Source organism: Hymenobacter sp. ISL-91, from assembly GCF_018613725.1.
In the GTDB taxonomy this organism is placed as follows: domain Bacteria; phylum Bacteroidota; class Bacteroidia; order Cytophagales; family Hymenobacteraceae; genus Hymenobacter.
In genome coordinates, this window is the sequence record NZ_JAGGPS010000019.1 from 1 (window position 1) to 23,575 (window position 23,575).

Sequence of the window (23,575 nt, forward strand, 5' to 3'; positions counted from 1 at the left end):
CCCCTTCCGGTTGAAGCGGGCTACAAAGGTAACTAATCCTTTTCGCTTTCTGCAAGACCCAAGCAAGAAAAAGTTTTTCTCTTTTTCGGCCTTCCCGCTAGCCTGCGCCGCCTTTTCAGGTGGCTTGTCTAAGCAAGGTGCAAGCGCTTCCGATTGAAGCGGGGTGCAAAGGTAACTAATCCTTTTCGACTTCCGCAACTCCACAAGGCAACTTTTTTCAAGCACCGCTTCCGAAGAAGTAGTGATCCCCACCGCGTTCCGGTTGGGGATGCAAAAGTGGGAGTTTACCAATGACTTTGCAAGTGCCTTCTCCAACATATTTTAAGGTTTGTGAAACCTTTGGCGTCAGCAGGCTGAATAGTAACCAGTTGAATATCTCGATTGGTTCACTGTTGTATCAAGATTTCTTTTTGGACCTTTTAATAGAAAAGAAAAAACCTGGATTGCTGGTAGCAATCCAGGTTTTTCAAGAGTTAATTTCTCTTTTTAGTTTAGTTCATGTGTAGCGTACTTACCCGATCGGGGCCGACACTAACTATGCTGATCGGCACTTCGAGATGCTTTTCTAAAAACTGAACGTAGTCTTTTAACTCTACCGGAAGTACGTTTGGATCAGTGAGAGCCTGTAGGTTAGTACGCCAGCCGGGCATACTTATATATATGGGGGTCAGTTTTTCTAAATCGCCATGATCGGGAAGATGGTCGGTTTGCTTACTGTTGGGCATCTGGTAGTGCGTGCAAATACGAATTTCGTCGAATTCGTCCAGCACATCGGCCTTCATAAGGTGGATTTCCGTGACGCCGTTGAGCATGATGCTGTAGCGCAGGGCGGGCAAATCGATCCAGCCACAGCGGCGGGGGCGGCCGGTAGTCGCGCCAAATTCGCGGCCAGCGGCCCGGATCTGCTCCCCTACTTCGTCGTGCAACTCGGTGGGGAACGGACCGGCGCCTACGCGGGTGCAGTAGGCTTTGCTGATACCGTACACTTTATTGATGTGGCGCGGGGCAATGCCGAGGCCAGTGCAGGCGCCCGCTACTATAGTGCTGGAGGACGTAACGTAGGGATAGGTACCGAAATCAATATCGAGCATGGAACCCTGGGCACCTTCGGCTAGGATATTCTTACCCTCGCGCAGCAAATCGTTCAGTAAGTACTCGGTATCGGTGAGTTGAAGGGTACGCAGAAAGGCCACGGCAGAAAAGAAATCGGCCTCGAACTGTTCAATGTCGAGGCCGCGGCCGTGGAATTCAGCAATGGTGGCGTGCCGGGCAACAGCTTCACGGTAGCGCTGCTCAAAATCGGGTAGCAGAATATCGCCGACGCGCAGACCGGTACGGCCGATTTTATCTTGGTATGTGGGGCCGATGCCCTTGAGCGTAGAGCCAATCTTGTCGCCTCCGCGAGACTCCTCGTTGATACGGTCGAGGGCGCGGTGCGAGGGTAGAATAAGCTGGGCCTTGCGGGAGATGTAGAGGTTACGGCTGTAGTCGACGCCCCGATCAGTGAGCTTTTGTAACTCCTGACGGAAGACAACCGGGTCGAGCACCACCCCGTTGCCAACGACATTGAGGATGTGCGGATGGAAAATGCCCGACGGTACTTGGTGCAAGACGTGCTTGATACCGTCGAAGGTGAGGGTGTGGCCGGCATTGGGGCCGCCCTGAAAACGGGCTACTACATCGTACGTGGGGGCGAGAACATCGACAATCTTGCCTTTGCCTTCATCGCCCCATTGCAATCCTACCAGTACGTCAACGGGCATTAGTTCGCGGTTTTCAAAAGTTGAGTGGCCGCTGCTTCATCATCAGCCACAGAAAAAATTGCGTTCAGCTTGGTTAGCGCCAACATTTTGCGCGGATGGTCGGCAGGGTTGATAAGCACCAGCTCACCGCCACGGCTGCGGAACTTAGTGAGCAACGACACGAGTACGCCGATACCGGTGCTGTTGATGTAACGGATGCCCGACAGATCGACGGCACAATGAAGCAGCTCTTCGCCCAGGTGCTGATCGACGCTCTGGAGTAGTTGCTGGGTGTCGGGACTACCGATGAGGTCGCCGGAGAGGCGCACGAATAAAATACCGTCCTGGACGGAGGAATCAGTTTTCATGAGATTTGGAGGGCGGTGGCCTGGGCACGGCAGTCGCCGCACACGCCATACAGGTTTAAAGAGTGGTGCAAGATATGGAAGTTGAGTAACTCCCCTACCATCGTCTGGATGCCGTGGATGCGTGGGTCGCAGAACTCAACTACTTTGTGGCACTCAGTGCAGATGACGTGGTCGTGCTGGCGGTAGCCGTAGCTTTTCTCGTATTGGGCCAGGTTACGGCCGAACTGATGACGACTTACGAGGCCGTGCTCCACCAGCAAATCGAGCGTGTTGTACACGGTAGCCCGGCTCACGCGCAGCCCCTGCTCCTTCATGCCGGCGTATAGTTGCTCGACATCGAAGTGGCCGGTGCGGGAGTATATTTCCTCCAGGATGGCATAGCGCTCCGACGTTTTGCGCAGGCCTTTGTTTTCGAGGTAAGCGGTAAAAATCTTCTTCACCTCCTCATACTTTTCTTTATCGAGATGCTTCTCGGAAATTGCCATGTTTCGTGCTCTTATATTATAAGGAGTGAAAACAGTAAGTATTATAAGGAGTGAAAACAGTAAGAAAACTTCTGCTGATCAGTAGTTGGAACTGGTAACAGTTACCAAAACCGGTCCGTTGTTATACCGTTATATACTCTCGGTTTTGCGGAATACCTTTTAGAGCTTTTAACCAATTACTCATCCTCTGAACAGGGTTCATCCCGCTATTCTGACGTCATTTAAGAATCGAACCGCTCTACAGTCATTACCCCATTCACTTTGTTTAGGCGCTGTATCAGACGGTTGAGATGAGCAGTGTCGTTGACGAAAACCATGATCTGGCCTTCGAAGACGCCGTCGTTAGAATCCATGGTGATGGAGCGCATATTGACTTTGAGACTGGTACTGATGATCCGGGTGACGTCGTTGACGAGACCTACGCGGTCGGCGCCTTTGATGCGGATGCCCGCCAAAAAAGCCAGTTCCAGCTGCTCCGTCCACTTGGCGCGCACAATACGGTTACCGTAGTTCGACATCATCTGCACGGCCTTAGGGCAGGAAGTGCGGTGAATGTCGATGCCCTCATCGGTTTCGAAGCCGAATACATCATCGCCGGGGATGGGGTTGCAGCAGGATGCGATGGTGTAGTCGAACTTGTCGGTACGCTCTCCGATAACAAGCATATTGGCATTCACTCCGCGCACTTTCTGCACTTCGTGGTCGAAGGAACGCGGCTCCAAGCGCGAAGGCAACCGTGGCAGCTCGCCATCTTTGAACACGGCCTGCACGATTTCGCGCCCATCGAGCTGACCAATGGCAATGCGATAAAAGAATTCGGATAGGTTGCTGACGTTGAAAAAGGCCAACAGCTTGTTCAGGTTTTCCGGATTTACGTCGACGCCAATCAGTTCCAGGCGTTTTTCCACCAGAAAGCGGCCGTCTTCAGCTTTGGCTTTGCGGTCGTCGCGGAGCCAGTCTTTGATGCGGGTACGGGCCTTGGAGGTGGTTACGTACTGCAGCCATTCATCGGTAGGGCGCTGCTTCTGGGAGGTCAGGATTTCCACCTGGTCGCCGTTGTGGAGCTGATAGCTTAGGGGCTGCAGCTTTTGGTTAACTTTAGCCCCCAGGCACTGCAGGCCAATCTGGGAGTGAATCTCGAAGGCGAAATCGAGGGCGGTGGCCTTATCGGGCAGGATGATGAGCTTGCCTTTGGGTGTAAAGGCATACACCTCCTTCACGAACAGGTTCTGGCGGAACTCGTCCATGAATTCGAGGGCGCTGGAATTGTTGGTTTCCAGCATCTCGCGCACCTTATTTATCCAGCTTTCCAGCGTCGATTCGGGCTGCGGCACGCCGGTATCCTTGTATTTCCAATGAGCGGCATAGCCTTTCTCGGCAATGTCGTCCATGCGGCGGCTGCGCACCTGCACCTCCACCCATTGCCCGGTGCGCGACATAACGGTGGTATGCAGGCTCTCGTAGCCGTTGGCTTTAGGCGTGCTCACCCAGTCGCGCAGGCGGTCGGGGTTGGGTTGGTAGAAATCGGTAACGATGCTGTAGACCTGCCAGCAGGCCGCCTTTTCCTGCTCCGGTGGCACATCTAAAATGATACGAACGGCAAACAGATCATACACTTCGTCGAAAGTGATATTCTGTTTGCGCATCTTCTTGAGGATAGAATAGATGCTTTTGGGCCGGCCTTTTATTTCGTACTTGAACCCCTGAGCTTTCAGCTCATCGTCGATGGGCTGCACAAATTCTTTGATGAAGCGGTTGCGCGACGTGCGGCTCTGGCGCACCTGGGTTACCAGCTCCTCATACACTTCAGTGTCGGTGTATTTGAGGTGCAGGTCCTCCAGTTCAGTTTTAATAGTGTACAGGCCAAGCCGGTGCGCCAGCGGGGCGTAGAGGTAAATGGTTTCCGACGATATTTTGAGTTGCTTGTGCCGAGGCATCGACTCCAGCGTCCGCATATTATGCAGGCGGTCGGCGAGCTTGATAAGGATAACGCGCACGTCGTCGGAGAGCGTGAGCAGCATTTTCCGGAAGTTCTCAGCCTGCTCGGAGGTGCCGTATTCAAATACGCCCGAAATTTTGGTGAGTCCATCGACAATGCGCGCCACCTTGGGGCCAAACTCGCGCTCTACATCGGCTACTTCCCAGGGCGTATCCTCTACCACATCGTGCAGCAGCGCCGCTACAATGCTGGTAGTGCCCAAACCGATTTCCTCCACTACAATCTGAGCTACGGCCAGCGGGTGCAGAATGTAGGGCTCACCTGACTTGCGGCGCATCTCCTTGTGGGCTTCCAGCGAAGTATTGAAAGCCTTTTTAATAAGCTTAGCATCGCCGGGTTTAAGCGAAGGTTTGGCAGTACGGAGCAGGCGGCGGTAGTGGCGCAGGATTTCCTGACGTTCTACTTCAGGGTCGATGGCGATGGACATGGCGGGCGGGCGGCACGGAGCGGTACCGAAAAAACGAGTAGCGAAGATACGAGGCCCTCGGCCGGAAAGTAACAACAACGGGGCTGAGTTGGTGCGGCGGGGCCGCTACAAGCCCCACCGAAGAAACATAATAAGGCAGGTAGTTGGGAAAGACGTTGGTTTTGTAAAGGCGCTTGCGTAGTTTTGCGCCCCCGAGGCAGTTGGCCTCGTACTGCGGATGTGGCGAAATTGGTAGACGCACCAGACTTAGGATCTGGCGCCGCAAGGTGTGTGGGTTCGAGTCCCTCCATCCGCACAAAGTGGGTTTTAGCTTAGCTGAAACCATATTTAAACCCTCAACCCACCCGTTGGGGGTTTCTTTTTTAGGGGTCGGTCCCAAACCGGCCCTTTTACCCCAACGTAGCACCTTTAACCGACCAGCAGTGGATATCACCCTCGACAAGCAAGACGACCAGCTTCATGCCATCCTGACAGTAAACCTTACGGAGGCCGATTACGCCACCGCCGTAGAGAGCAAGCTGAAAGAATACAGCAAGAAAGCCCAGATTAAGGGCTTCCGCCCCGGCAAAGTGCCGGTTACGCTGGTGCGCAAGATGTACGGCAAAGGCATTTTGGTTGACGAAATCAACGAGCTGCTGGGTAAGTCGGTTGATGGCTATATTAAGGAGAACAACCTGCGCATTCTGGGCGAGCCCCTGCCAGTGGCTTCTGACATTGACTTTGACAACCAGAAGGACTACTCGTTCCAGTTCGAGCTGGGCCTGCTGCCCGACTTCGAGCTGCCCGCTGACCAGGCCATTACCGTTGACCGCCACAAAGTGACGCTCGACGAGAATACCAAGAACGAAACCTACGAGCAGTTGGAGCGTCAGTTCGGCGAAACTACCGAGCCCGAAGCTGCTGAAGCCGGCGACTACCTGGTAGGCCGCCTGCGCAAAGACGGCGAGGAAGGCGAAGGCCGCCTGCTGATGCTGCCAACCAATAAAATGAAGGCCGAAGCCGATAAATTCGTGGGTGCCAAGCCTGAGGATGTTATCAGCTTTGACCTGAAAAACGCGTTCGACGGCGACGCTAAAACCATTGCCAACTTCACCGGCATGAGCCGCGAGGAGGCCGAGGCCGTGGAGGGCACCTATACCCTGACCGTGGAGAAAGTGCAGCGTACGGCGCCCGCCGAGTTCAACCAGGAGCTATTCGACAAGGTGTTCGGCAAGGACATCGTGACGTCGAAGGAGGATTTCGACGCCAAGGTGACCGAAACGGTAATGGAGAACTACGACCGGGAGTCGGATAACCTGATGAACCGTCAGATTATCGACAAGATGCTGGAGAACGTGAGCATCGAGCTGCCTAAGGAGTTTTTTAAGAAGTGGCTGGTGCGCGCCAACGAAGGCAAGCTGACCGCCGAGCAGATTGAGGAGCACTACGACTACTACGCCAAGGAGCTGAAGTGGTCGATGATCCGCAACAAGGTAGTAGAGGCCAACGAGTTGAAGGTGGAAAACGAGGAAATCGTAGACCGCACGATGCAGAAAATCCTGGGCCAGTTCAACATGGAGATGACGCCTGAGCTCGAAGAGTCGGTGCGTGGCTTCGCTGATAACTTCCTGCGCCAGGAGAATGGCAAGAACTACGTACAGGAGTACGAGGCCATTCTGGCAGAGAAAGTGCTGGAAAACCTGCGCGGCAAAGTTGTTGTTAACGACAACGAGATTACGGCCGAGGACTTCCGCAATCAGAACGCCGGCTAACCTTAGCCGCTGTTCCGGTTTTCAAAACCACAAAAAAGCCCTTACTTGTCGTAGGGGCTTTTTTTGTTTAGATGTGAGATTGGAGAGGTGAGAAGTGAGACTTTTAGTTTCGCTTCTTTTATCAACCACTCTTTTCTCACTTCTCACTTCTAATATCTCACTTCTATTACCTCCCATGCTGAATAAACAAGAGTTCCGCAAGTTTGCCGTAAAGGGCCAGGGTCTGAATGGCCTGGGCGTTGACCAGTATCTGAACCACGTAGAAGGCCAGGTGCGCAACGGCATGATGTTGCCGTCTAATATGACCCGCTCGGTAATTGAGGAGCGTCCGACCCGCTTCGCCGAAATCGACGTATTCTCCCGCCTCATCATGGACCGGATTGTGTTCCTGGGCACGGCGGTGGACGATTACGTGGCCAACATCCTGACGGCGCAGATGCTGTTTCTGGAGTCGGTGGATGCCAAGAAGGACATTCTGCTCTACATCAACTCGCCCGGTGGCTCGGTATACGCCGGCCTGGGCATTTATGACACCATGCAGTACGTGAACCCCGACGTGGCCACCATCTGCACCGGCTTGGCAGCCTCGATGGGCGCTGTATTGCTGGCTGGTGGCGCTAAAGGCAAGCGTTCGGCCCTCCCCCACGCCCGTGTGATGATTCACCAGCCTTCGGGTGGCGCGCAAGGCCAGTCGTCGGACATTGAAATTACGGCTCGCGAGATCCTCAAGCTCAAGAAAGAGCTGTACGACATCCTGGCTGACCACACCGGCAAAACCTACCAGGAAATCCACGACAACTCGGACCGTGACTACTGGATGCGCGCCGATGAGGCCAAAGAGTACGGCCTGATTGACGAGGTGCTCGAAAAGAAGAAGGCCGAGTAATTGAACGGCTAACTCAAAACGGTATCATGCTGAGCAAGGCGGAGCATAGTTGGAGCAGTTCTACCGCTTCGTTGCATCTAATGGAGTAGCATTGTCGTAGAGATGCTTCGACTACGCTCCGCTTCGCTCAGCATGACACGTTGTTTAGCAACCTGATACCAAAAAAGCCCGCTGGTGCGGGCTTTTTTGTTTTCCTGACTTCCACCCATAGCGGCACGTTTTGCCTCTCTGTTGGCGTTGGGGTTTTCGTACCTTTGGGGCCGGCTGGGTAAACCAGCCGGCTTCTCCTCTATTTCAGCGAGTTCCTTTAGCAATGGCAGATATTACGTGTTCCTTCTGCAGTAAGAGCAAGAAAGACGTTACGGTGATGATTTCGGGTATCAATGCCCACATCTGCGAACGGTGCGTGGGGCAGGCCCAGCAAATTCTGAACGAGGAAAATAAGATTCGGGCCACTTCCAAGACTCCGAAGTTCAACCTCGTGAAGCCGCGAGAGATGAAGGAGTATCTCGACCAGTATGTGGTGGGCCAGGACGAAGCTAAAAAGGTGATGTCGGTGGCGGTGTACAACCACTATAAGCGCCTGATGCAGACGCCGCAGAAAGACGATGTGGTGATTGAAAAATCGAACATCATCATGGTGGGCGAAACAGGTACGGGAAAAACCTTCCTTACGCGCATGCTGGCCAATATTCTGCAGGTGCCTTTCTGTATTGCCGACGCTACCGTGCTTACCGAGGCCGGCTACGTAGGCGAGGACGTGGAAAGCATCCTGACGCGCCTGTTGCAGGCTGCCGACTACAATGTGGAAGCGGCCGAGCGCGGCATCGTGTACATCGATGAAATAGACAAAATTGCCCGCAAGAGCGACAACCCCAGCATCACGCGCGACGTGAGCGGCGAGGGCGTGCAGCAGGCCATGCTGAAGCTGCTGGAGGGCACTACGGTAAACGTACCACCCCACGGCGGCCGCAAACATCCTGAGCAGAAGATGATTACGGTGAACACCGAGAATATTCTCTTCATCTGCGGCGGGGCCTTTGTGGGTATTGAGCGCATCATCAAAAACCGCCTCAACACCAAGCCCATTGGTTTTGCCAAAACCCAGCTCGATGAGAAGGTAGACACCAACAACTTCCTGCGCTACGTCACGGCTCAGGACCTTAAGTCGTTTGGCCTGATACCCGAGCTGATTGGCCGCCTGCCAGTACTCACCCACCTCAATCCGCTCGACCACGCCACGCTGCGCAAAATTCTCACGGAGCCCAAGAACTCGATTGTGAAGCAGTACCAGCGCCTGTTCGACATGGAAGGTATAGCGCTAAGCTTCTCGGAAGGCGCGCTGGAATACATTGTGGTGAAAGCCGATGAGTACCGCCTCGGTGCCCGGGGCCTGCGTAGCATCTGTGAAGGCATCATGACTGATGCTATGTTTGATATGCCTTCTGAGGAAGGTACCAAGGAGTTGGTAATCGACGAGGACTACGCCCGAAGCAAGTTTGAGCAGACGGCTATGAAGCAGCTACGAGCAGCCTAACCTACCATTCAGCCATACAGCACGGGGCCATCCTTCTATACTGAAGGATGGCCCCGTGCTGTATGGCTGAACAGAAGCCTGAACGCCGGACGCTTTTCAGCTAATAAACAGGGGTGGTATCTTTGCCCCTATGAACTTTACCATGAGACGCCGGGCGCTGGCGTGGCGGCAGCAGCTCGACCAGCCACTACGATTTAACCCATTCGTATTCAGCAAGATATTCCTACTTTGGGTAGCCATAGGTATTGTGGGCGGCCTGATTGCGGGGCTCTACTGGACGGTGCTGGAGCTGTTGCTGCACGGGCTGAGCTGGGTTGAGGGGGGGTACGTTATTCCGCTGATGGGCGCGGCCGGACTGTTGGCCGGACTGATTATCCACCGATTGGGCGACCCGGGTGAGATGGACCTCATTGTGAACAACATCCGCTTTAAAGGAGGACGGCTGGAGCCAGGCAACAACCCTGCAATGGTGCTTTCGTCGCTGCTGTGCATTGCCAGCGGTGGCAGCGCCGGCCCCGAGGCCCCGTTGGTGCAGGTGGTGGGCTCGACTGGCACCTGGATTGCCCGTAAGCTGCGTATTCGCGGCGAAGACCTTCGCTCATTGAGTATTGCGGGTATGGCGGCGGCTTTTACGGCCCTGTTCGGGGCTCCGTTGGGCGGCACACTCTTCGCCCTCGAAATTCTGCACCACAAGCACGTCACGGAATATTACCAGGCCCTGATGCCGGCACTGGTGGCCAGCTGTTCGAGCTACGTGGTATTCGTGCTCATTACCCACATCGGCATTGGGCCAACCTGGTCGTTTCCGGTGCTGGGTACTCCTACCCTCAACGACTCGTTTTACGCCGTGCTGTACGGTCTGGCAGGCACAGCCGTTGGTTGGGGGTTCATCTTTCTGGTACGACGCCTGCGCAAAGGCTTTGCATTGATGACGGTACCCATCTACATCAAAATGCTGGTGGGCGGCCTGATAGTTGGCACCATTGCGTATTTCGTGCCCCTGTCGCGCTACTTCAGCCACGACCAGCTACAGGTGCTGCTGGAGCAGCCTTTTACGCTGCAGATGTTGCTGGGACTACTGGTTGCCAAGTTGCTGGCCATTGCATTTACCGTTACTTCGGGCTGGAGGGGTGGCTTTATCATTCCGCTGTTTTTTGTGGGCGCCGTCACCGGCCTCATTCTCGACCAGCTGTTTCCAGGCCAAAACTTGGCCCTGATTCTGGTAAGCTGCATGGCCGCCATCAACGCCTGCGTGACGCGCACCCCCATCAGCACGGCTGTGTTGTTGGCTACCATGACGGGCTTCCACCAATTCATCCCGATTATGTTTGCCAGTCTCACCGGCTTCTTCCTGGCTCCCAAAACGCCCCTCATCAACGCGCAACTGGGTCGCCCCGAGTAGCAGGGCATATTGGCTAGTCCGCATCCTGTGGCCTCCCTCCTGCTGTAGTTGTCTTTTATCCGCTAGCTAACAGCTGTTTGCAAAGCCGAAAGAACCACATACTGATTAATTCCGGGTATTTTCCTGACAGCTTCCCAATAACAAACGCTGTATAGCAACACCATTAGCCGGCTGAAATCATACAGTTCGACTGAATCTACTATGCCTCGACCTGCTACTATAGCCCAACGGCAGCACTTGGTGGCCCAACGGCTGCCGGAGCCACCCATGGCGCCGGAGCGCCCACCCTATGCGGCCGACTTCGCCGAAGGGTTGGCTTACCAGTTTGCCCACGCTACGCCGGCGCAGGTACCAACACTGTTGCAGACCCACTTTCCGGCTCCCGACCAACTCGACTGTGCCTACTTGGCCAGTGTGCTACAAGCTATAGATGAAGCACGCTACTGCGAACGAGAAGTGGGCTGCGGCACCGATTTTGTATTCTGGGGCATCGAGTACTCGGCTCCGAACGTAGCCGCGGCCCGCAACTGGCTGGAAAATGTGCGGGTCCGGCTTGCCTGAACAGTATCAACATCCTCAAGCTGTTTAGAAAGGGCAATTTGTGCGGGTAATTTCGTTCTGCCTTAAACAGCATTATTTCGGGCGGGGCAGGCGGTGCGAACTGTGGGGCCAGGGATGGCCGCCATTGAGTGCTTGGCATAGCCTCCAGGCGGTTGGTATTGTCGTGTTCAACGCGTATTTTTAGTAGTTGCGGATTAGCTAAAACAAACGACGCTACCATTTTATATGCCCCGTACAGCATGAACATACTTGTTGGAATTCATTACAGAACCCGGTTGTTTGTGCTGTTTTTGCTCGTGATGCTGGCCGTACTGGGCAGCAGCATGCTCGAACGACACCTGTTGCACCGCTTAGGCACGTCGGTTTCATCGTTGTACCAAGACCGCTTACTGCCGGCAATGGGCCTTTATGAGCTCAACGATTTGCTGTATACCCGGCAGAGTGAGCTGGAAAATTATCTGGCCACTGCGCCATCAGCCCGCTTGGCAGCTACCCCGGCCCGGCTTCTTATATACCGCCAGCAACTCGACGCGCTGGTTCAGCAGCACCGGGAAACCTACTTGGTAGCCGAGGAGAAACAAGCGCTAGGGGCGTTTCAGAAACAGCTTGACCGCTTCAATGCTTTCGAAGGGCAATTGGTGGCGGCGGCTGGGCCACTCACAGCCACGCAGGCCACGGAGGTAGCACGACAGTTCCGGCAGCTACACAACAGCCTCGGCCAACTCAAACGAATTCAGCAGCGAGTGGGCCAGCAACTGCTACTACGGGCCCGGGCGACGGAGGGAAACGCTGAGCTGCTGAGCAACATTAAAATTGCGTTGCTGCTGTTTTTTACGCTGGCCATCCAGCATGCGCTCCTGACGGCGCGCCATCCGTTGGCTTCGAAAAAACTGCCGGATTTTCGGATGAACTGACATATCAACCCGGGTTGAGGTAGGCTTGTGCCGCTGTGCGCAAGCCACAGCTAACGACTACCCAGGGAGCCTGTGCCTGGGCGTGGGCGGACGCTCGGCCCGGGTTGCCCGCCAAATAATCAATGGCCATCAGCCTCCAGAACAGCGTGGGGCCCTGCCGTACCTGGCTTACGCCGGATGCAGCAGGGCCCCACGCTATTGGGCATAGGCCGCTTAATCGAAGTTGGAATCGCGCAGGTGCACGGGGCCTTGGGGCGACTTTTTGCGCAGCCGAATGTTGAATAGCTCGACCAGCAGCGAGAAAGCCATTGCGAAGTACAGGTAGCCCTTCTCGATTTCCTGGTGACCGGCTTCCATTACCAGCATCACCCCAATCATAATCAGGAACGACAGCGCCAACACCTTGATAGTAGGGTTGTTGTTGACGAAGCCAGCTACTGCACCCGAGAAGGCCAACATCAGGCCCATTGAAATAACCACGGCTATAATCATCACCAGCACGTTGTCGACCAAGCCGACGGCCGTCAGAATGGAATCGAAGCTGAATACAATGTCGACCAAGATAATTTGGAAGATGACATTGCTCATGGTAGCCGAGCCGACGCTGGGTGTGTCTGTTTCCTCTTCGCCCTGTAGCTTGGTGTGCAGCTCGGTGGTGCTTTTGTAAATCAGGAACAGGCCACCGCCCAGCAGAATCAAGTCGCGGCCACTCACGCCGAACGGCACATCCTGCCAGGGCAGATTAAGCGTAAACAGTGCCTCCCGCAGCCCAATAATCCAGCTGATACTCAGCAGCAGTCCGAGCCGGAATACCAAGGCCAGAATAAGGCCGATTGTACGCCCGCGCGCCTGTTGCGCGGCCGGCAGCCGGTTGACGATGATGGAGATAAAGATGATATTATCGATGCCCAGCACTATTTCCATCAGCGTCAGCGTGAGCAGACTAACCCAGGTAGCAGGCTCAGCGAAAGCGGCAAAGTCGTACATGAAACGTAAGGAAGTGGTAAAGGTGAAAAATTGGAGGTTCAGGCGAATGCGGCTTCCTCAACATGTTGTAGCCGTTGCCAGGTATGACGCGGGGTTGTTACCGGGGCGCAAATTGCATTGAAAGGAAGGGAGGAAACCCGGTGGCAAAAATACGCCCCTTTCCTTACAGAACTTACGCAAAAGAGTTGCGCCCTGCAGCTATAGTCCGCGGCTGGAGCTTCGCGCTGCAGGCGCTTTGTACAGGTGCTATTATGCTGTTAGCTCACCATGTCGCCGCTGGCCTCAGGCTGGTGCAACACGGCCTCAACCAGGTAAGTAGCCTCGCCCTTGGGCATGGGCCACACCACTGTATCGCCGGGGCGGCAGCCGAGTACGGCAGTGGCCACGGGGGCCAGAATGGATATTTTGTTGGCCTTAATGTCGGCGTGGCGGGGATATACGAGCGTAATTTCGAGCGTACTGTCGTTGGTTACGTTGCGCAGTCGCACGCACGAGTTCATCGTTACCACGTCAGGCAGCACCTCATACGAATCCACCATTTCGGCCCGCTTCAACTCCCGCTCCAACCCTTCAACCACCCGATTGCCCGTTTGCTGGCGCTCCAGGCGTACCAGTTCGAGCAGGCGCTGGTAATCGACCTTCGTAATATAGATGGGGCCGGAAGTAGATGGGGTGGATTTCATGGATGAAAAGGCAAAAAAATGAAAGAATATGCACGGCATGGCCAGCAGGTGGCCGAAGTGCTTTGCTCAAGTTACTAAAAAGGGTGCGGGCCGGGCAGTGCGCCGCTGGTGGCAGGTGGCCACTAGCAACGGCAGATGATGATTTGCGCCCAGGGTCAGCGGGCAAATACCTCCTGGCTAGCGCTGCTGCAACTTATTTATATACTGCATGGAATACGGCCAGCGGGGCGCGGCGGCCCACGTTCAGCATCAGTGTGTCGCCCTGCAGGGTGTAATTGTCGGCCTGGTTGAGGGCATCGAGGAAACCACGCTCATTTTCGGGGCCGGGGCAGGCACGAAGTGTTGTGAGCACGTTGGTGAAGCGTAGGCGCATCTGCTGCTCGTTCAGCTCGTACGAGCCGTTGAGGTTGTTGCAGCCCCCGTAGCCCACCACGCGGCTACTGTCGGTGAGCATGAAGTAGGCGTCGCGCTCCTGGCCGGCAACCATTTTCACGGGCTGGCCTTCCAGCATCACCAGCTGCCAGTGCCGGTTTAGCAGGCCATTGGTGTTTGGCTTCATTCCGGCAGTGCTTTCGGGCATGGTTACCGCATTTTTAGTCGATTCGCAGCCGGTTAGCAGTATGGGCGCGAGTAGCAGCGCAAGCAGGCAGTTTTTCATGGTAGTCTTTTGGGGTCATGACGTACGCAAAAGCAGCTAAAAGTAGGTAGCGCGAAGCCGGGGCTTCGCGCTACCTATCTATGCCCAGACGTAGGTCTTGCACACAGTGAAAAAGAAGAACAGAGGCGAAAATCAGCTGCCCCGGTAAGTGGAGTAGCCAAACGCCGACAGCGTAATCGGTACATGGTAGTGGGCGCCATCCGTCAGCTCAAATACCACTTCAATGTAGGGGTAAAACGACTGCTGCTTTTTGGCTTCGAAGTACGGCTTGGTGAGGAAAGTGAGTTTAAAAATACCCTGCTGTCCGGCTGGCTGACCAGCGGTGGGCAGGAAGTTGCCGATACGGCCAGCCGCATCGGTCTGGCTTTCGGCCACCGCCCGCCAGCTTTTCTTGGCCGCATCATACTTTTCGAGGCGCACCGTTACGCCCGCCGCTGGCATGCCCTGGTTGATGTCGAGGATATGGGTGCTCAGCTGGTAGGCTGGCGGAGTCTGAGACTTTTGCTGGGCCATGCTTAGCAGTGGCAACAAGCTCAGAAGGGCAATCAGAAGGTTTTTCATGCGAAATTGACAGGACTACAAGTAAAAGATGGCCGCCAGAGGCAGCCGTGAACTACGGAGTGGTAATGCCCGCTTCGGGCATGCTGGCCGCGTGGCCGATGAGGTCGTCGTTTTCGGCCCCGCCCCCGCCCGATACACCTATTGCCCCAATTACCTGGCCCTGGTAGCGCAAGGGTACTCCGCCGCCAAGCAGCAGCAGTTCGGGCAGATTAGCCAGGTTCTGGGTATCGGGGTTGGCGCGGGCTTTGCGACCCAGCACCAGCGTGGAGGTTTTAGTTGATAAAGCGGTGAAAGCCTTGCGGCGGGATGCCTCGGTATTATGCGGCCCTACCCCATCGCCCTGCGCGAGCAATATGGTCTGGCCACTGGCATCTACTACGGCCACCGACACCTGGTGGTTAAGCGTGGCCGCCTTGGCACGGGCGCGGGCCGCCAGCTCCAGGGCAGTGGCCAGCGTCAGGCGAAAAGCCGGCGCTACCGCAATGCTGGTACTGGGAGCAGCCGGCCGGGTGGTTTGTGCCACGGCCAGGCCCGGTAGCAACATGGCCAAGCTCAGGCCGGCCAGTTTTCTTACTTTACGCATCAGGTATGCATGTCAATTAAAACAGGAAACGAGCCTAGCGCTGCTGGCGAAACAGATGTACCAGTGCCTGGCCCGACTTTTTGCCGGCCTCAGTGGCAATGTACAGGTCGCCGGCGGGCGTAAAGGCCAGTCCTTCGGCCTGCGGAAACAGATTTTCCGGCAGCGTTGCAACGGCCAGCAGCTCGCCGTTGTCGGCCAGCTCCACCAGCGCATTCTGGCGGGCCGATAATACGAATACGTGTCCGGTGAGCGGATGGACAGCTACGGCCGAAGGCGCAAAGCTCTTGAATCCGCCCGCGCCCTTCTTGCCCTTTTTGCCTTTCGTTGTTGCTTCCGGAGCAGCAGGCTGGGGTACGGCCGCCACAATGGCATCAACATCAAGCACGTAGGCCGCCGGCGTTTGTACCTTGTAGGTGGTGGGGTCGAGGCGGTACACGGCGCGTTTGGTGGCGGTCAGGTCGCCACCCGGAGTGCCTTTGCAGGCCACCAGCAGCGTTTTCGAGCGGGCATCGTAGGTAAGGCCCTCGGCGTTATTGTCGATAGTGAGGCCGGTTTGATACTGCTTGGTACCGGTAGCCGAATAGCGAAACAGCGTACCGTCGCTGCGCAGGATAAACCAGTCGTCGCCCACCCGGGCCAGGTCTTCATAGTCGCCGGCCGGTCCGAAATCCACCGTGTTGGTCACGCGCTTATCGGCCAGGCTGTACTCGTAGAGTCGGCCCGCTTCGTCCTGCACGCCGGTCAGCTGGCCGTCGCGGCTCAGCACAATCCCCGATAGCTCAGCCAGCTCGGCAGGCATAGGATACGTGGCAGCTGGCCGGCTGAAATCGTAGGCCAGGCGGCTCGTGAGCGGCACGCTGCCGCTGCTGATACCCGGGCCAGTAGCAGCGGTGGCAGCCAGCATCGTGGGGGTATCGGAAGCAGGCGCGCAGTAGTTGAGCAACAGCGCCAGGGGCAAAAACAGTGGGTTGAACATACCAGGTATGATTGGGTTCGGGTAACCAGTAAAAGAAATAAAGGGAAGTCAGCGGCGGGCCAGCGAATCGGCCGCAGCACCGTCGGCCGCTACCGACGCGGTTGCCCGGCCCTGGCAGGCCGCCAGGCGCAGGCGCGTCTGGCGCAGTTCATCATGCAGGGCAGTCCAGGCACTATCCTGGCCTTCGTCGTCGTCGTCATCGTCGAAGAAACCCAGCGTATGAGACGCTGCTGTGCGGCTTTGCCGCACCGACTGGTATTCGGGCGTGAGACAGTACAGGTTTACGCCCACCGATAGCACCAATGCTCCGGCCAGCAGCCAGGCCAGCAAAGAGCCATTGGGGTTAACAGGAGCAACCATACGTAGTGCGCTACAGTGGATAGAATACAAAAGTATTTCTCCGGTATTAACGCCGTCTGAGTTCTACATTAAAATAGAGTTAACTGCCGGTCGGAATGCAGGGCGCATCAGGCGGCCGGCAACACCATTTCGGCCTGCGTGCCCTCCCCCACCACCGACGTAATGCGCAACTGACCGCCGTGGGCCTGCACAATTTTCTGGGTAATGGGCAGGCCCAGGCCAAAACCCGGCCGGTCGCGGCTGTTCTCTCCCCGAAACAGCGGCTCGGTCAGGCGGGCCAGTTCGGCGGCCGTTAGGCCAGCCCCAGTGTCGGCAATACGCAGCCACAACTGGCGGGCGGGGTTGTACTGCAGCTGCACGGTTACGCTGCCGGCCGAGTACTTGCAGGCATTATCGAGCAGGTTAAGCACGGCCGTGTGCAGTAGCTGCTCGTTGCCACGGGTGCCGAATGGCACTTCTACGGCATCGGGCCATTGGCCGAAATCTACCTGCACCGTGCGGCCGGGGTAGCGGGTGCGGCAGCTGGCCACGGCGCGCAGTACCACATCATCAAAGGGCACCCGTTCGGCGGCCGGAGCCGCCCCCTCGGCCTTGGCCAGGGCCAGCAGGCCGTTGGTAAGGTCAATAACTTTCTGAATTTCTTCCACCGCCGACTCCATGCTGCGGCGGGCGGTGGGCAGGTCGGGGTCGTAGGCGGCGGCCGTTTCGAGGGTACCCAGCACCGTAGCCAGGGGGGTCCGCAGCTCGTGCGAGGCGTGCGACACGAAGTTTTTGTGCGCCTCAAAGGTCTGTTCCAACCCGCTCAGCATCTCGTTAAAGGTCATGGCCAGCTGAGCAATTTCGTCGCGGCGGTTGCCTTCGTTCACGCGCTGGCGCAGGCTGCTGGCCGTAATGCCGCGCACCTCGGCCACCATGCGCGCCAGAGGCCGCAACAGGCGACCCGCAAAAAGCCAGGCCGCCCCAATAATCAGCACCAGCGCCCCCAGGTTGCCGCCCAGCAGAATGGCGCGCAAGGTGGCAAACTCGCGCCGCCCGAATGCATCGCGCCCGGCCACAAAAATCAGGTAGCGTTGGCCCTTATGCCGGTACTGCATACCCAGCACCTCCACGGCCCCCTTATGAAAGCGGGCGGGCTGCTGGCGCGTAATCTGGCTGAAATAGGCCGCATCGGTCGTGGGCGCACCAGCATCCTTCTTCTCCTGTGCAATATGAAAGACCAGCTCCCCCCCGGGCTCATAAATGCTGATGCGCTCATTATGCATCGTCAGCAAATCCTTCTTGCGCAGGCTGCTCAGGTCTTCGGGCTTCAAATCGAGCCGGCCGATGAGCAGGTGGGCGGTCTGCTCGGCCTTGCTTTCGAGGCGGTGGTAAAAGCGCAGTTCCCGCGCCCGCACGCTGTAGTAGTAAATAAACGCCGTCAGGCACAGCTGAATGGTGAATACCAGCGCCATGAACCACAGCATCAACTGATTCCGAAACAGCATGCCTTTTATAATTATGAATTTTGGATTATGAATTCTGAATTTCGCGCAACTGGAAACCTGACTCGTTTATATCTCATCAAGCAAATTCTGGCTTAGTATGAGAGGGTTTCAGATGGACTAATTCATAATTCATCACTCCCGCATCACGTAGCCCATGCCTACTACCGTATGGATGAGCTTGGGAGAGAAGCCCTTGTCGAGCTTGCGACGCAAGTGGCTGATGTACACGTCGATAACGTTGGTATTGGTATCGAAGTCGAGCTCCCAGACCTTCTCAGTAATATCGACCCGCGAGATGATACGGCCACGGTTGAGCAGCAGGTATTCGAGCAGCGTGTATTCGCGGGCCGTGAGCTCGATGCGCTGGCCGGCGCGCATCACGGTTTTGCGCTCCAGGTTCAACTCCAGGTCGGCTAGGCGCAGGGTGCGGGTTACGGCCGAGCGGCCGGCCTGGCGCTTGGTAAGGGCGCGGGCCCGTAGCAGCAGCTCCTGAAACTTGAAGGGCTTGGCCAGGTAGTCGTCGGCACCGGCCTCAAAGCCGCGCACTTTGTCGTCGAGGCTGTCGAGGGCCGTGAGGAACAGCACCGGCACCTCGGGGTTCTCCAGCCGGATCAGCCGGCACAGCTCGAAGCCGTTGTAGTGGGGCAGGTTCACGTCGAGAATCACCAGGTCGTACTCGTTTTGCCGGAACAGCGACAGGCCCATCTGGCCATCGTAGGCCACATCGAGCTCGTAGCCTTCGCCCCGAAAGCCTTTTTCGACGAACGACGCGAGCTTCGGCTCGTCTTCTACCAACAGTACTTTCATAAACCGGAAGCTGAGAATGCCCAAAGCTACGGTAAACCCGGCGGCGGCTCAGCGGCCCGGCAGTTCGCACGTTTTTCGCAACTTGCCCTCATGCACGCTCCCCGCTTTACCCCGCCCGGCCTCGTTCCCGAACTCCAAACCGAGCGGCTGCTCCTCCGCGCCTTCCGCATCGAGGACCTGCCCGAGTACGTCGCCCTGCACCAAGACCCCGATTTCTATCGTCACCTGACTAAACAACCAATGCCCGAGGAGGATACCTGGCGGCGTATGCTTACCCTCATCGGGCACTGGGCGCTACTGGGCTACGGCTACTGGGCGCTGGAAGAGCGGGCCACTGGTCGTTTCTGCGGCACGGTAGGCCTGGCCGAATACCACCGCGACTTCACGCCTTCCATCAAGGACGTTCCGGAAGCCGGCTGGGTGCTGGCCCCGCGCCTGCACGGGCAGGGCTACGCCGCCGAGGCCGTAGCCGCCGCCCTCGCCTGGGCCGATGCACACTTGGCAGCCCCGCGCACCGTCTGCATCATCAACCCCGAAAATGCCTCCTCGCTTCGGCTGGCCGCCCGCTTCAGCTACCGCGAAATTGCCCGCCCGACCTACCACAACGAGCCCATTGTGTTGCTGGAGCGCCGCGTGGGCGCATAACTACAGTTGCGCGCAACCGCACTCATTTACTGGATGAAGTCCGGGCGAATCAGGTTTTCGAAGGTGAAGATTTCGTCCCACTTTTTCTGCGTGAGCAGGCCGCGCTCGGTTACAGCAATATCGTGGACGGATTTGCCGGTTTTGAGGGCCTCCTTGGCAATATCGGCCGAGGCCTCGTAGCCGAGCAGCGGGTTGAGCTGCGTGACGATGCCCACGCTGCCATACACCAGCTCGGCGGCGTGCTGGCGGTTGGCCGTGATACCCACCACACACTTTTCGCGCAGTGTGCGGCAGGCGTTGCTCATGTAGCTGATGCTGGTAAACAGCGCGAAGCTGATAACCGGCTCCATCACGTTGAGCTGCAGCTGGCCCGCCTCGGCAGCCATGGTCACCGTCAGGTCGGCCCCGATAACGTAGTAGGCCGTCTGGTTCACTACTTCGGGAATAACCGGGTTTACTTTGCCGGGCATGATGCTGGAGCCGGGCTGCTGGGCGGGCAGGTTGATTTCGTTGAAACCGCAGCGTGGGCCCGAGGAAAGCAGCCGCAAATCGTTGCAGATTTTGGACAGTTTGACGGCCGTGCGTTTCAGTACGCCCGAAAGCTGCACGTAGGCGCCCGTATCGTAGGTAGCCTCAAACAGGTCGCCGGCCAGCAGCAGCTCCAGGCCCGCAATGGCACTTAGGTGGCGCGTAACCAACTCGGCGTAGCCGTTGGGGGCATTTACGCCGGTGCCGATGGCCGTGGCGCCCATGTTTATTTCGCTGATAAGGCGGCGGCTGTCCTCGATGCGCGAGAGTTCCTCGCGCAGGTTGTTGGCGAAGGCGTTTAACTCGTCGCCCATGCTCATTGGTACGGCATCCTGGAGCTGGGTGCGGCCCATTTTCAGCACGTCGCGAAACTCGTTGCCCTTGGCGGCAAAGGCTTCGGCCAGCTCGCCAAGGCCTTTGCTGTAGCTCACCAGCTTTAGGCTGAGGGCAATGCGGAAGGCCGTGGGGTAGGCGTCGTTGGTACTCTGCGAGCAGTTGACGTGGTTGTTAGGGTGGCAGAACTGGTACTCGCCCTTCTGGTGGCCCATGATTTCGAGGGCCACGTTGGCAATTACCTCATTGGCGTTCATGTTCACCGAGGTGCCCGCGCCGCCCTGAATCATGTCGGTCGGAAACTGGTCGTTGAACTCGCCGGCTGCCACCCGGTCGCAGGCGGCGGCAATGGCCTGGGCAATGTCGACGGGCAGCACGCCCAACTCGTGGTTGGCCAGGGCGGCAGCCTTTTTCACGAAGGCCAACGCGCGCACAAACAGCGGCTCGGAAGAGAGCGGAATGCCCGTAATGGCGAAATTTTCGAGGGCCCGCAGCGTCTGGATGCCATAGTAGGCCCGGTTCGGAATTTCACGCTCACCCAGAAAATCGTGTTCGAGGCGGAAGTCGGCAGTTGTCATAAGCAGTGAGTAGCAGATGGTGGGAAGTAGAGGACGAAGGTAAGCCCCCTAACCACAGCAGCCACCCGGCAGTGCCAGAGTGGCGCTACCAGGTGGCTGCTGCGGTTGGGGCGGCGTGTTTGATACAGTGCCTAGAAGTTGTAAGCCAAACCGCCGGTTACAGCCGTAGACTTACCTACGTTGCGGCCCGCCACATAGGTACTACCGCCCACTACCAGCCCAAAGCCCTGCGCCAGCGGCCGAAAACCGCTCACGCCCACCCGAATAAAGTTAACGCGGGTAGCCGGGAAAAAGCCGTCGAAGCCCGGCTGCAGGATGTCGGTGCCCGAGCCCGAGCGTTGCATGGTAGCCCAGCCGTCAACGTAAATAGAAGGACCCGCATAACCGGTTTTCAGCTCGGCCAAAAAGGCGTTGGGCACCCGGCCCGAGCGCAGGCTGTAGCCCGCCTGCCCGGTTACAAACACGCCCGACGCCGTTTGCAGGTGCGCAATACCGGAGCTGGACACTTTGGTAGCGCGGTTGCCGATGGCAATAATATACTCCAGTCCCTGCTCGCTTTTATAGTTGCTGGCCGGCGTACTCACGCTCACGGCACCCAGCAAATTGAGTACGCTGCTGCCCAGCACCGTGGAGTAGGCTTTGAACTTGAGCAGCCCGGTTACGTCCTGCAGGCCCTGGCGCACATTGGTATAGCCCAGGTCGCTGAGTACCTGCTCGCTGGCATGGCCTTCGGAGCGGACATAGGGCAGGCTTACAACGGCTTCGATTTTATCGGTGAGGCCGTAGTTGGCAAACACATTGACCGATTGAATCTGAATCCGCTCGAAAATCGGAACGCGGTCTACCTTTTCGGGTACCAGATATACCTGCTGATACCACTCCTGGGTAGTAGAGATGGAAACCGAACCGTGTTTGCGGCCCGACATAAAGCCGTTGCTTAGGCTTTGAGCCGAGGTGTGCAGCGCGCTCAGCAGCAAAACAGCCATGATGGGCGAGAAGTAGTGTTGTTTCATCGAAAAAAAGAGGTTAAACAAGAAAGAAAGTTAAAGAGCTTTAACCGGAATAACACAATTCTCGATTTGAGAACAAAAGTAGCCTTTCGCCGTTATTCTGGTTGCCGACTTACGGAAAATAATTAGCCCGCGGTTTGCAAATTCACTAAATCCGAAGAACTTTTGTTCTCGTTAATACGCCCTGACCTCGGCAACGACTGCCGAAAAAACCCAATTTTTGTTTGTCAAAAACATGAATAAATTCTTTACAGGGCGTTTTTACTTCTTTGGCGCTGTTTCGATGCTGCTGGCTGGCTGCTCCGAAAAGCAGGATATCACCCCCTCAATTGCGGCCATTGCCGTAAACACCACCGATTTCCAGATATTGGAAGATGCAGCCGTTCGAGGCGGGGTGGTGCCGCTGCTGTCCAATAAAAATCCTAATGACCCCAGTGGTAACTTCACTGTTTTCGCGCCCAACAACACGGCTTTCGCCCGGCTGGGCCTGAATGCGGCAGCCGACCTGAACAGCCTGCAGAAGGGGTTCCTGACCAACACGCTGTATTACCATGTAGCCAGCGGCAACCTGCCAGGCACCGAACTGACGGCCGGCAGCACCTCACCCTCGGCCCTGACTTCCGCCCAGGATATGCCAGTAACCCGCCGCATTGTGGTCCGGGCCGATGGCACACGCTACGTCAATGGTTCGCGCATCGTGGCCACCGACGTACCAGCCGCCAACGGCACCATTCATGTAGTGGATAAGGTATTGCTGGCCACCGGAGTAGATATCGTGCAGTCGGCGGTGGCACTAAGCGAGGCGAAGGTGTTTGTACAGCCCGAGCTGACATTTCTGGTGGAAGCCGTGGTGTACGCCGATCTGGCTGGTGCCCTGTCGGCCACGCCGGGCGGCCCACAGCTCACCGTTTTTGCGCCCACCGATCAGGCTTTCCGCGACCTGGGCACCTTACTGAACGTGCCGCTGCTGGTGCCGGCTGATATCCGCAGGCTACCCAAAGCCACTGTGCAGGCCGTGTTGCTCAATCATGTGGTAGCCGGCAGCCTGTTCACGCCGGAGCTGCCCGAAAACGCTGCGGTAAAAGCGCTGGGTGGCGGCAGCCTGCGCCTGGGTCCCTTCGCCACCGGCACGCTCACGGTGCAGGGCGCTGGCAACGCTGCCCCGGCTGGCATGGTAATCCCCGATGTGCAGTGCACCAATGGGATAGTGCATGTAATCAACCGAGTTCTGCTGCCCTAATACCCGATAGGCTTCCGGCGGCGGGCTGCCAAAAGCCCCACTGTATACTCCACACCTTGCGGGTGGCAAC

The 23,575-nt window shown here is 57.0% G+C and carries 23 protein-coding genes and 1 tRNA gene; 9 read left to right on the top strand and 15 right to left on the bottom strand.

Annotated elements, in window-relative coordinates; all coding sequences use genetic code 11:
* Positions 1-491: 491 nt before the first annotated feature.
* The 4 genes from J7E24_RS08705 to J7E24_RS08720 form a co-directional block, all read right to left on the bottom strand.
* The gene (locus J7E24_RS08705; RefSeq protein WP_215137218.1) at positions 492-1,763 is read right to left on the bottom strand and encodes an adenylosuccinate synthase; all 1,272 of its coding nucleotides are present in this window, start codon (positions 1,761-1,763) and stop codon (positions 492-494) included.
* Entirely contained in the window at positions 1,763-2,110 is a 348-nt protein-coding gene (locus tag J7E24_RS08710) for an STAS domain-containing protein (RefSeq protein ID WP_176910228.1), read from the bottom strand. The genes J7E24_RS08705 and J7E24_RS08710 overlap by 1 nt, the downstream gene beginning before the upstream one ends.
* Positions 2,107-2,595: a Fur family transcriptional regulator gene (locus J7E24_RS08715; protein ID WP_215137220.1), complete on the bottom strand. Its 489-nt coding sequence runs from the start codon at positions 2,593-2,595 to the stop codon at positions 2,107-2,109. Before J7E24_RS08715 ends, J7E24_RS08710 begins: the two co-directional genes overlap by 4 nt.
* Positions 2,596-2,816: 221 nt before the next feature.
* Entirely contained in the window at positions 2,817-5,021 is a 2,205-nt protein-coding gene (locus J7E24_RS08720; RefSeq protein WP_215137222.1) for a RelA/SpoT family protein, read from the bottom strand.
* A 213-nt stretch (positions 5,022-5,234) separates the two neighbouring features.
* Between J7E24_RS08720 and J7E24_RS08725 the strand changes: the two genes are divergently transcribed.
* The 7 genes from J7E24_RS08725 to J7E24_RS08755 all read left to right on the top strand — a co-directional run bounded on the left by J7E24_RS08725 (position 5,235) and on the right by J7E24_RS08755 (position 12,072).
* Positions 5,235-5,316: transfer RNA gene (locus J7E24_RS08725), tRNA-Leu, on the top strand.
* 127 nt (positions 5,317-5,443) lie between these two features.
* The gene (tig, locus tag J7E24_RS08730) at positions 5,444-6,772 is read left to right on the top strand and encodes a trigger factor (protein ID WP_215137224.1); all 1,329 of its coding nucleotides are present in this window, start codon (positions 5,444-5,446) and stop codon (positions 6,770-6,772) included.
* Between the two features lie 175 nt (positions 6,773-6,947).
* A complete protein-coding gene (locus J7E24_RS08735; RefSeq protein WP_262898867.1) occupies positions 6,948-7,658 on the top strand; it encodes a ClpP family protease in 711 nt (236 codons plus the stop codon).
* A 313-nt stretch (positions 7,659-7,971) separates the two neighbouring features.
* Entirely contained in the window at positions 7,972-9,195 is a 1,224-nt protein-coding gene (gene clpX / locus J7E24_RS08740; RefSeq protein WP_215137226.1) for an ATP-dependent Clp protease ATP-binding subunit ClpX, read from the top strand.
* Positions 9,196-9,325: 130 nt separating this feature from the next.
* Entirely contained in the window at positions 9,326-10,597 is a 1,272-nt protein-coding gene (locus J7E24_RS08745; protein WP_215137228.1) for a chloride channel protein, read from the top strand.
* A 201-nt stretch (positions 10,598-10,798) separates the two neighbouring features.
* Complete coding sequence (locus J7E24_RS08750) at positions 10,799-11,158, top strand: hypothetical protein (protein ID WP_215137230.1); 360 nt, start codon at positions 10,799-10,801, stop codon at positions 11,156-11,158.
* Positions 11,159-11,397: 239 nt separating this feature from the next.
* On the top strand, positions 11,398-12,072 hold the full coding sequence (locus tag J7E24_RS08755) for an MCP four helix bundle domain-containing protein (RefSeq protein ID WP_262898868.1): 675 nt from the start codon (positions 11,398-11,400) through the stop codon (positions 12,070-12,072).
* Between the two features lie 213 nt (positions 12,073-12,285).
* Here the strand turns inward: J7E24_RS08755 and J7E24_RS08760 are convergent, their stop codons facing one another.
* The 9 genes from J7E24_RS08760 to J7E24_RS08800 form a co-directional block, all read right to left on the bottom strand.
* Positions 12,286-13,059 carry a TerC family protein gene (locus tag J7E24_RS08760; RefSeq protein ID WP_215137233.1) on the bottom strand — a complete coding sequence of 258 codons (774 nt, stop codon included), beginning with the start codon at positions 13,057-13,059 and terminating at the stop codon, positions 12,286-12,288.
* Positions 13,060-13,316: 257 nt separating this feature from the next.
* Positions 13,317-13,742 carry a nucleoside diphosphate kinase regulator gene (gene rnk / locus J7E24_RS08765; RefSeq protein WP_215137235.1) on the bottom strand — a complete coding sequence of 142 codons (426 nt, stop codon included), beginning with the start codon at positions 13,740-13,742 and terminating at the stop codon, positions 13,317-13,319.
* A 193-nt stretch (positions 13,743-13,935) separates the two neighbouring features.
* Positions 13,936-14,400 carry an META domain-containing protein gene (locus J7E24_RS08770; protein WP_215137237.1) on the bottom strand — a complete coding sequence of 155 codons (465 nt, stop codon included), beginning with the start codon at positions 14,398-14,400 and terminating at the stop codon, positions 13,936-13,938.
* Between the two features lie 132 nt (positions 14,401-14,532).
* Positions 14,533-14,961 (bottom strand): hydroxyisourate hydrolase, encoded by a 429-nt coding sequence (uraH, locus tag J7E24_RS08775; protein WP_215137239.1) that lies wholly within the window; start codon positions 14,959-14,961, stop codon positions 14,533-14,535.
* Positions 14,962-15,013: 52 nt separating this feature from the next.
* Positions 15,014-15,544 (bottom strand): heme-binding protein, encoded by a 531-nt coding sequence (locus J7E24_RS08780; RefSeq protein WP_215137241.1) that lies wholly within the window; start codon positions 15,542-15,544, stop codon positions 15,014-15,016.
* Positions 15,545-15,578: 34 nt separating this feature from the next.
* Positions 15,579-16,520 (bottom strand): SdiA-regulated domain-containing protein, encoded by a 942-nt coding sequence (locus tag J7E24_RS08785; protein WP_215137243.1) that lies wholly within the window; start codon positions 16,518-16,520, stop codon positions 15,579-15,581.
* A 48-nt stretch (positions 16,521-16,568) separates the two neighbouring features.
* A complete protein-coding gene (locus J7E24_RS08790) occupies positions 16,569-16,880 on the bottom strand; it encodes a hypothetical protein (RefSeq protein WP_215137245.1) in 312 nt (103 codons plus the stop codon).
* A 107-nt stretch (positions 16,881-16,987) separates the two neighbouring features.
* The gene (locus tag J7E24_RS08795; RefSeq protein ID WP_215137247.1) at positions 16,988-18,364 is read right to left on the bottom strand and encodes a sensor histidine kinase; all 1,377 of its coding nucleotides are present in this window, start codon (positions 18,362-18,364) and stop codon (positions 16,988-16,990) included.
* A 132-nt stretch (positions 18,365-18,496) separates the two neighbouring features.
* Positions 18,497-19,171, bottom strand: coding sequence for a response regulator transcription factor (locus J7E24_RS08800; RefSeq protein ID WP_215137249.1), 675 nt, complete (start codon positions 19,169-19,171; stop codon positions 18,497-18,499).
* Positions 19,172-19,261: 90 nt separating this feature from the next.
* On the opposite strand from J7E24_RS08800, the gene J7E24_RS08805 reads away from it, so the two are divergent.
* Entirely contained in the window at positions 19,262-19,816 is a 555-nt protein-coding gene (locus J7E24_RS08805; protein WP_215137251.1) for a GNAT family N-acetyltransferase, read from the top strand.
* Positions 19,817-19,842: 26 nt separating this feature from the next.
* On the opposite strand, the gene aspA is transcribed toward J7E24_RS08805, so the two are convergent.
* Positions 19,843-21,255 (bottom strand): aspartate ammonia-lyase, encoded by a 1,413-nt coding sequence (aspA, locus tag J7E24_RS08810; protein WP_215137253.1) that lies wholly within the window; start codon positions 21,253-21,255, stop codon positions 19,843-19,845.
* A gap of 131 nt (positions 21,256-21,386) precedes the next feature.
* A complete protein-coding gene (locus J7E24_RS08815; protein ID WP_215137255.1) occupies positions 21,387-22,268 on the bottom strand; it encodes a hypothetical protein in 882 nt (293 codons plus the stop codon).
* A gap of 232 nt (positions 22,269-22,500) precedes the next feature.
* On the opposite strand from J7E24_RS08815, the gene J7E24_RS08820 reads away from it, so the two are divergent.
* Positions 22,501-23,505 carry a fasciclin domain-containing protein gene (locus J7E24_RS08820; protein WP_215137257.1) on the top strand — a complete coding sequence of 335 codons (1,005 nt, stop codon included), beginning with the start codon at positions 22,501-22,503 and terminating at the stop codon, positions 23,503-23,505.
* Positions 23,506-23,575 lie beyond the last annotated feature (70 nt).